Here is a 7594-nt window from a genome sequence, read left to right as displayed (position 1 = left end):
CAGTCGTCGGCCCGATCGTCGGCGCGCTGCTCGTCAACGCCGGCAAATCCTGGTTCACCGGCGTGCTGCCGGAATTCTGGCTGTTCGCGCTGGGCGGGCTGTTCGTCGCCGTCACGCTGTTCCTGCCCAAGGGCATCGTCGGCATGTGGGACAGCTGGCGCGCCAAGGCCAGGGCGTTGCGCGCGGCCTCGCTCGCCGCCGATGCGCAGGAACCGCAGCCGAAGATCGTGCGCTCGGCGGCGAGGACGCCCGGTGCCTGGTCGGCCTCGGGCGCCGAACCGCAGCCGGCGGAGTGAGCGATCATGAGCAAGTCGAACACCATCCTCTATCTCGACGGCGTCTCGGTCTCCTTCGACGGCTTTCGCGCCATCAACAGTCTGTCGCTGGTGCTCGACAAGGGCGAGATGCGCGCGATCATCGGACCCAACGGGGCCGGCAAGACGACGATGATGGACATCGTCACCGGCAAGACGCGGCCGGACGAGGGCGAGGTCTTCTTCGACGGCCAGGTCGATCTGACTCGCCACGACGAGGCCGAGATCGCCATGATGGGCATCGGCCGCAAATTCCAGAAGCCGACCGTTTTCGAGAGCCACAGCGTCGAGGACAATCTGATGCTGGCGCTGAAAGGGCGGCGTTCGATCTTCCCGGCGCTCTTCCATCGCCGCTCGGCCGCCGAGGCACGGCGCATCGACGACATCCTCGGCATCATCCGTCTCGGCGACAAGCGCGACGAGCTCGCCGCCAATCTCAGCCATGGCCAGAAGCAATGGCTGGAGATCGGCATGCTCTTGGCGCAGGACCCGAAGCTTTTGCTTGTCGACGAGCCGGTCGCCGGCATGACGGATGCCGAAACCGAGGAAACCGCGCGCCTGCTCAAGGACATCGCGCGGGACCATTCGGTGATCGTCGTCGAGCACGACATGCATTTCGTGCGCGAGCTCGGCGTCAAGGTCACCTGCCTGCACGAGGGCTCGGTGCTGTCCGAAGGCACGCTCGATTTCGTCTCGGCCGACGAGCGCGTCGTCGAAGTCTATCTGGGGCGATGAGCATGATCTGGCGGGTTCCGTTCCACCGTTTCGATTTTGCTTTCCTCCGGCGTTGGAGAAGGGGCTGACCATGCTCGAAGTCTCCAATGCCACGCTCCACTATGGCGCCGCGCAGGCGCTGCGCGGCGTTTCGCTGAAGGCCGGCGCGGGCAAGATCACCTGCGTGCTCGGCCGCAACGGCGTCGGCAAGACAAGTTTGATGAGATCGATCGTCGGCCATCACCGGCTGACGAGCGGAAGCGTTGCCTTCGAGGGGAAGGCGCTCGACCGGAGCGCGGCGTATGACCGCGCCCGGTCGGGCATCGCATTCGTGCCGCAGGGCAGGGAGATTTTTCCCCTGCTCACGGTGCGCGAAAACCTGGAATCGGGCTTCGCGCCGCTGAAGCGCGCCGACCGCATGGTTCCGGCGCATGTCTTCGAGCTGTTTCCGGTGTTGAAGCAGATGCTGGGGCGTCGCGGCGGCGACCTGTCCGGCGGCCAGCAGCAGCAGCTCGCGATCGGGCGGGCGCTGGTCATGCGGCCGAAGCTGCTCGTTCTCGACGAGCCGACCGAAGGCATCCAGCCCTCGATCATCAAGGATATCGGCCGCGCCATCCGCTATCTGCGGGACCAGGCGGGGATCGCGGTGCTGCTGGTCGAGCAGTATCTCGACTTCTGCCGCGAGCTTGCCGACGAGGTCAACATCATGGACCGGGGTCAGATCGTGCACACCGGACCGGCCGCGGATCTGGACAGGCCGGATGTGCGCAAGTTCCTGACAGTCTAGACCGATTGCTCGACTTCGGGCGGCATCGCGATCAATAGCAACCCCAATATTTCTCCGGTTCAGCCCCTGTGTAACTCTGGCGCGCTCTATACCGCGTGCTAGTCTTTTCTTGGCCTTGGTGAGTCGGCCGCTTTCCGTACCAGTCGCGAATGAGGGGGAAGGCGCGGGCTCCAGCCGGCAAGTTCCACGCAAGCAAACCCGCCTAGCTTTCCCCGCAGTGATTGTCGGTCAATGCGTCCAGCAAAGAACTTGCCAGGGGAAGGCGATGGAACGTTTTGTCGAGGATTATCAGAAGCGACGCCTCACCGAACGCGTGGATATCATGACGGCGATCAATATCCTGATGTCGCAAGGCTATGACGAGGACGAGCTGATCGGCGAGATAACCAAGGTCTTCTATGTCGACCTCGACGCCTACAATGAAGTGATCGGGCACCACTGACAGCCTGAGTTGCCGGTGTAAAGGCTCTTAGCCGGCGCGGCGGAAGTCGAGCACGCGGTTGCGGCCGCCGCGTTTGGCCGCGTAAAGCGCCTTGTCGGCGGCGCTGAGAACCTTGTCGAAGCTCACGCCTTCGTTGCTGCCGAACGCGAAACCGGCGCTCACCGTGCATTTGAGCTGGCCCGTCTCGGTCTCGATCGTTCGCGCCGCGAAGGCCATCCTTATCCGTTCCGCCGTACCCTCGACCATCTCGGGCAAGGTGCGTTTCAGAACCAGCGCGAATTCCTCGCCGCCCATGCGGGCGGCGGCATCGTTCGGGCGCAGATTGCCGGACAGTTCTTCGGCGAAGACCTTCAGCACCTCGTCGCCCGAGGCGTGGCCGTACTGGTCGTTGATCGCCTTGAAGCCGTCGAGGTCGAAGACCACGATCGCGGTGAAGGCGCCGACAGGCACCTTGCCATGCAGGTCGAACAGAGCGCGGCGGTTGAGCAGCCCGGTCAGCGCGTCGGTCCGCGCTTCGCGCTGGTGGTGCCGGGCAAGCCGCCCCTGGTTGAGCGCCAGCGACAGCGCGCCGATGCCGGTCATCGAGGCGATAACGACGACCAGGCTCAGATCTTCGGCCCAATTGCTCGGCGCGTGGCCGAGGACGAGTTTGCCTCCCCATGCCAGCATGGCTGCGCACAGCACGAAGGAGGCGGCGGTCAGCGAGTAGAGCAGCGCCACGCCAATAAGCTGCGCCGGCGCCTCCGCGCGGCCTTTCCAGTATTCGTGCGCCGTGCCGAACAGGAGCAGCGCCGCAAGCGAATTCTCCAGCATGAAGGCCAGCCCGTCATAGCCGAGCGCCATGGCCGGCAGCGCCAGCGCGAAGGAGATGCCGGCGCCAAGCGCGATACGCGGCAGCGGCGAACTCCCGGTCCGGAACTGGTGTGCGGCGCCCAGCATCACCGAGAAACCGAGCAGCAGCAGCGCCAGTGTCAGGACGCCGAGGGCTGTTCCAGGCGCCTCGATATAGGCGTCATAGGCAAACACCTCGACTACCACCACCAGCACGCTGATCGCCCATGTCAGCAGGAACTTGTCGGAACGGGCGGTCAGCCAGGTTCCGAAAAGCGTCAAGCTGAGGCAGGCAGCGGAGAAGCCGACGGCCAGCAGCAATGAGTTGTAGTCGAGCAGCATGCACTGTCCTTGCCGTCGCCGGGCTTCTGCAACCTGGCGTAGGTGCCTTAATGCGGCAAGGAAGTATCGATTACGTTACGATAGCGGTGAAAACGCGATAATTCCGTAGCGTCAGAGAACCGCCACCGACAACAGCAGTATGATGCCTGCCCCCATCATCACCAGACCCGGCCAATTCTGCGACAGGCCGAGGAAACCGAGCCCGCGTCGCCGCGGCTCCAGTGTCGGGCCCGGTGTTGCCAGATTCGGCGCCGGCCGATTCGGCGCTGTAGGTGCTGGATCGCTCAGACGCCCGCGTCTCAAAGTGGCGCTTGCCATATACACGACGCCGGCGATGGTGAGCAACGCGCCGAGGATGACGGTCATCTTTCCTCGCTCCTTTCCGAACGTCGCGGGATTTGGCAAACGTTTCGCGAGGTGACTGCCTCGCCGTCGATCTTCGGCGAGATGACCAGTGTGACTCGCAGGGCCTCCCGCGGTCAGCGGCTGAGACAGAACGGTCAAGATGGCCAGCAGGTTCCGACAAGCCAACCGCCGACTAGACTAGGATGCCTCCTGTACCCATAGGCTAGGCATCCAGGCATGCAGGGACATCCCCCCATTTGGGTCATGCCGAAGCGCGGTCGAAAATCAGGCGCAGTCCCTCGGTCTCTCGGACGCAGCCGTCAGGCCGCCGCTTTCTGGCCGCGCAGGCGTAGTCGTCGCGGAAGGTATCCACGAACGTCTCGATCGAGGTCGCTTGTCGTTCTTCTGCCGGGTCGGAAATAGTCCCCTATCCATGCCGATGCCGCATAGGCGCCAATGGCCTCTGCTGGGCTGCACCAGGCCAAGCAGGCGCAGGACAATTGCAACCGTCATCACCTCGACGATCAGCGGCGTATACCTGAATGTCGACTGTGTGAACCATGCAAGCGAAGCGGGCTGCGACTTTGGGATCGCTCAATTAGCACTACCTAAAATTGAAACGATAGTTTTGTTGACAACCTATGCAGAGTGTTAAAGATGCCTTCGTGCATTCGCAATCATCTTTTCACGGCGTCAACGATGCGGAGACATGACATGTTCGACCCCTCGAAGAAAAGTTGAGAATTCACGTCGCGTACGGCGGCGAGAGGGGTGGCGGAAGTGGACGCAACGGCTCAGTGAAAATTCATTTCTGGGCTGCATCGCTGCAGCTGTAGGCAGTGTTGTCGGTGGCACTCTATCGTAGTGGCCATTATTGCGTATGTTTCGCTTGGTATTTTTTAGTATGGAATTTGTAAGATATTACACTCCAAGCCGGACATATTTATGCGCTTGCTGAGAATCATAGGATTCATCCTAATCGTTGTCGCGATTGCGGCGCTTGGCGTCAGCTACTATTTCGAGCAAGAAACGGCTCCCACACATCCGTCCCTCGCAAGAGCCGCTATGGCTCCGCTCATTCCTGTGCGCGACTTCTATGCCAACACAGGCGCAGAGTGGGGCTATCAACCGTCCCACGACGGCAGCATGATCGCCTGGTATGGCGTCGAATGGACGAAAACCATCCTTCGCGTGAAGCGGACCGAGCAAGCCGGATCGTTTCTTACTCTTTCGGGCGCACAGGTCGACGACTTCTGGTGGCATTCCTACAAGAACGAGTTGGTCGTGCTGAGCGAGGGCCGTCTGTGGCAGATCGATCCCCTGAAGCCCAAGCGCGACAATTGGGCGGATGTCACGCCGCGCGGCTTCGTGAACTGGCGCATCGTATCGTCACCGTCGGGACCGGATGATCGGCTGGTCGTGGCTTCCAACGATCGTAACCCGGCCTTCCTCGACCTATACAGCGTCCGGCAGGACGGTGGCGGCAAGCAGTTACTTGAGAAGAACGAAGGCGAGACAATCGACTGGTGGCTCGACCGCCACAACATGCCATTGATTCGGGCCGATAGGCTTAGCGATGAGGGCACGCGTTTCCTGATCCGTGACAGCGCCACCGAACCTTGGCGGATGTTAACCGAAATCAGCGCGCGCGATGATTTCACCATTCTTTATCATCCTGAAGGCGGAAAGCCCATTTACGCACTCTCCGACCGTGGGCGCGACCGGATCGCGCTAGTGACCGTGGCTCCTCGAACAGGAGAGGAGACCATCGTCGCAGACCATCCGAAGGTGGACGCCAAAAAAGCATTCGCGCTGGCTCAGAATGCCGTAGGCCCCGACTTTCTAACATTCGAGGACGGCTATCCCCAATATCGCACGTTTTCAAGGCTTGGCGAGGCGTTCACCAAGCTCCTCCTAGATGGAGACAATCCGGTGGACTTCAATATTCTCGGGACGTCTCCGGACGGGCGGTTTGCAACGGTCGCTCGTTCGTGGCGCGAACAGTCGTTCGAGTATTTCCTCTATGACCTTGAAAAAGGCAAAGCCACAAAAATTGCCGAGTACGATTTACGAAAGCGCAGGGATGCCTTGGTGGAGACCAAGCCGGTATCGTTCAAAGCGCGAGATGGCCTTGATATTCCGGCCTTCCTCATACTTCCGCGCGGTGTCGAACCGAAAAACCTACCGGCGGTCGTCGTCATCCATGGTGGGCCCGCGCAGCAGGAAATCTGGGCCTACAACAATGACTACCAGTTCCTCGCTAACCGCGGCTACGCTGTTCTGTCCGTGAACTTTCGCGGCTCGACCGGCTATGGCAAGGCGTTCCGCGCAGCAGGCTACGGCGAGATCGGCAAGGCCATGCAGGACGACATCGTTGACGCGGCGAACTGGCTGGTCGGGCAAGGCATCGCCGACAAGTCCAACATGGCCGTGATGGGCGGCAGCTACGGCGGCTACTCCGCAGCCCTGGCAATGACCCGCGACCCGGGCGTGTTCAAAGCGGCGATCGTCGACTACGGCGTGATGGACATCGCCTACCAGATGCAGAACAACCCGTTTTCATGGGGCCTTCACCTCGACGAAATGAAACGCTATTTCGGCGATCCAGGCAATGAGGCAAGTCTTGCCGAAATGCGGGAACGGTCCCCTTCGACCCACGCCGCGAATGTCCAAGGGGCCATCCTCATCACAGCCGGCAAGCAGGACCAAATAGTAGGCTTCGAGCAAACCGAGGAGTTCGAGGGGGCCCTGAAAGCTGCAGGAAAAGACGTGACCGCGGTCTATTTCGATAAGGAAGGACACGGATATGACCGCTGGCAGACAAAGCTTCGACGCGCGCGCCTCATCGAAGACTTCCTCGCCAAACATCTTGGCGGTCGATCGGGCGGCTTCGACTACACAGAAATTGCGGCAGAATATTTGAACTGACCCTGTATATCAGGTGTCAGCGGAAGCGGCATGATCGTCGCAATCGTCTGTGGTGACCTTCGTTTGATGCCTAGTCTAGCGTCGTGTGGCGCGCCGGGCAGAGTTCTCGCGTTTGAACAATGGGCTGCGTTGGAGGTCCGCAGCTCTAGGCCGTCACCCGCTTCATCAGCGCCATGGCGCCGAAGGGCGCGCGAACCTTGCCTTCGGTGATGAAGTAGACGAACACGTCGCGGGGCTTGACCGGCGCATCGGTCTTGGGATCGGCGCGGGGCAGGTCGACCGGCTGCTTGCCTTCCGCCCAGGTCTTTGCCCGCGCCGTCCATTCGTCGAGCCCCTTCGGCGTGTAGCAGTCGGGATTGTCATCGCTGCCGGTCTGCAGCCGCAAATAGACGAAATCGCCGGTGACGTCGGCAATCGCCGGATATTTGGCGTGGTCGGCATAGACAATCGCGGCATTGTATTTGCGCGCCAGCGCCGGGAACTCCGGCACTATGAAGCTGTCATGCCGCACCTCGAGCGCATGGCGGAGCGAAACCCCGTCCTGCTTTTCAGGCAGCAGCTTCAGGAAGGCTTCGAAATCGTCCGGGTCGAATTTTTTCGTCGGTGCGAACTGCCAAAGAATCGGCCCGAGCTTTTCGCCAAGCGCGGCGACGCCGGAACCAAGGAAGCGCATCATCGATTCGCCGGCCTCGCCGAGCACGCGGCGGTTGGTGACGAAGCGGTTGCCCTTCAGCGAGAAGACGAAGCCGTCCGGCGTATCGCCGGCCCATTTCACGAAGGTCGGTTCCTTGAAGCTGGAATAATAGGTGCCGTTGACCTCGATGCTCGGCACCTGGCGGCTGGCGTAGTGCAACTGCTTGGCCTTGGCGAGCTTGTCCGGATAGAAGGACG

7 protein-coding genes and 1 pseudogene are annotated in these 7594 nt (G+C 61.5%); 5 read left to right on the top strand and 3 right to left on the bottom strand.

What is annotated here, in order from left to right; translation table 11 throughout:
• The 4 genes and pseudogenes from EOA38_RS22005 to EOA38_RS21990 all read left to right on the top strand — a co-directional run.
• Positions 1–296 (top strand): annotated as a pseudogene (locus EOA38_RS22005) (urea ABC transporter permease subunit UrtC); the annotation flags it as partial.
• 6 nt (positions 297–302) lie between these two features.
• On the top strand, positions 303–1049 hold the full coding sequence (gene urtD / locus EOA38_RS22000; RefSeq protein WP_127300247.1) for an urea ABC transporter ATP-binding protein UrtD: 747 nt from the start codon (positions 303–305) through the stop codon (positions 1047–1049).
• A gap of 70 nt (positions 1050–1119) precedes the next feature.
• Positions 1120–1815 (top strand): urea ABC transporter ATP-binding subunit UrtE, encoded by a 696-nt coding sequence (gene urtE / locus EOA38_RS21995; protein WP_127300246.1) that lies wholly within the window; start codon positions 1120–1122, stop codon positions 1813–1815.
• A 265-nt stretch (positions 1816–2080) separates the two neighbouring features.
• Positions 2081–2257, top strand: coding sequence for a hypothetical protein (locus EOA38_RS21990; protein WP_127300245.1), 177 nt, complete (start codon positions 2081–2083; stop codon positions 2255–2257).
• A gap of 27 nt (positions 2258–2284) precedes the next feature.
• Here the strand turns inward: EOA38_RS21990 and EOA38_RS21985 are convergent, their stop codons facing one another.
• Both EOA38_RS21985 and EOA38_RS21980 read right to left on the bottom strand, forming a co-directional pair.
• Complete coding sequence (locus tag EOA38_RS21985; RefSeq protein ID WP_127300244.1) at positions 2285–3430, bottom strand: GGDEF domain-containing protein; 1146 nt, start codon at positions 3428–3430, stop codon at positions 2285–2287.
• Positions 3431–3541: 111 nt separating this feature from the next.
• Complete coding sequence (locus EOA38_RS21980; RefSeq protein WP_127300243.1) at positions 3542–3796, bottom strand: hypothetical protein; 255 nt, start codon at positions 3794–3796, stop codon at positions 3542–3544.
• A gap of 924 nt (positions 3797–4720) precedes the next feature.
• Here EOA38_RS21980 and EOA38_RS21975 point away from each other — a divergent pair.
• Positions 4721–6703, top strand: a complete 1983-nt coding sequence (locus EOA38_RS21975; RefSeq protein WP_127300242.1) for a S9 family peptidase — start codon at positions 4721–4723, stop codon at positions 6701–6703.
• A 145-nt stretch (positions 6704–6848) separates the two neighbouring features.
• On the opposite strand, the gene EOA38_RS21970 is transcribed toward EOA38_RS21975, so the two are convergent.
• On the bottom strand, positions 6849–7594 hold a 746-nt coding region (locus EOA38_RS21970; protein WP_145966026.1), incomplete at its 5' end, for a DUF72 domain-containing protein.

Origin of the sequence: Mesorhizobium sp. M1E.F.Ca.ET.041.01.1.1 (assembly GCF_003997355.1) — a bacterium.
GTDB lineage: Bacteria > Pseudomonadota > Alphaproteobacteria > Rhizobiales > Rhizobiaceae > Mesorhizobium.
This window is presented reverse-complemented; position numbering and strand designations above follow the sequence as displayed.

Excerpts from the sequence above, each read along its gene's own strand:
- urtD (WP_127300247.1), top strand. The coding sequence starts at position 303 with ATGAGCAAGTCGAACACCATCCTCTATCTCGACGGCGTCTCGGTCTCC.
- urtE (WP_127300246.1), top strand. The coding sequence starts at position 1,120 with ATGCTCGAAGTCTCCAATGCCACGCTCCACTATGGCGCCGCGCAGGCG.
- EOA38_RS21990 (WP_127300245.1), top strand. The coding sequence starts at position 2,081 with ATGGAACGTTTTGTCGAGGATTATCAGAAGCGACGCCTCACCGAACGC.
- EOA38_RS21985 (WP_127300244.1), bottom strand. The coding sequence starts at position 3,430 with ATGCTGCTCGACTACAACTCATTGCTGCTGGCCGTCGGCTTCTCCGCT.
- EOA38_RS21980 (WP_127300243.1), bottom strand. The coding sequence starts at position 3,796 with ATGACCGTCATCCTCGGCGCGTTGCTCACCATCGCCGGCGTCGTGTAT.
- EOA38_RS21975 (WP_127300242.1), top strand. The coding sequence starts at position 4,721 with ATGCGCTTGCTGAGAATCATAGGATTCATCCTAATCGTTGTCGCGATT.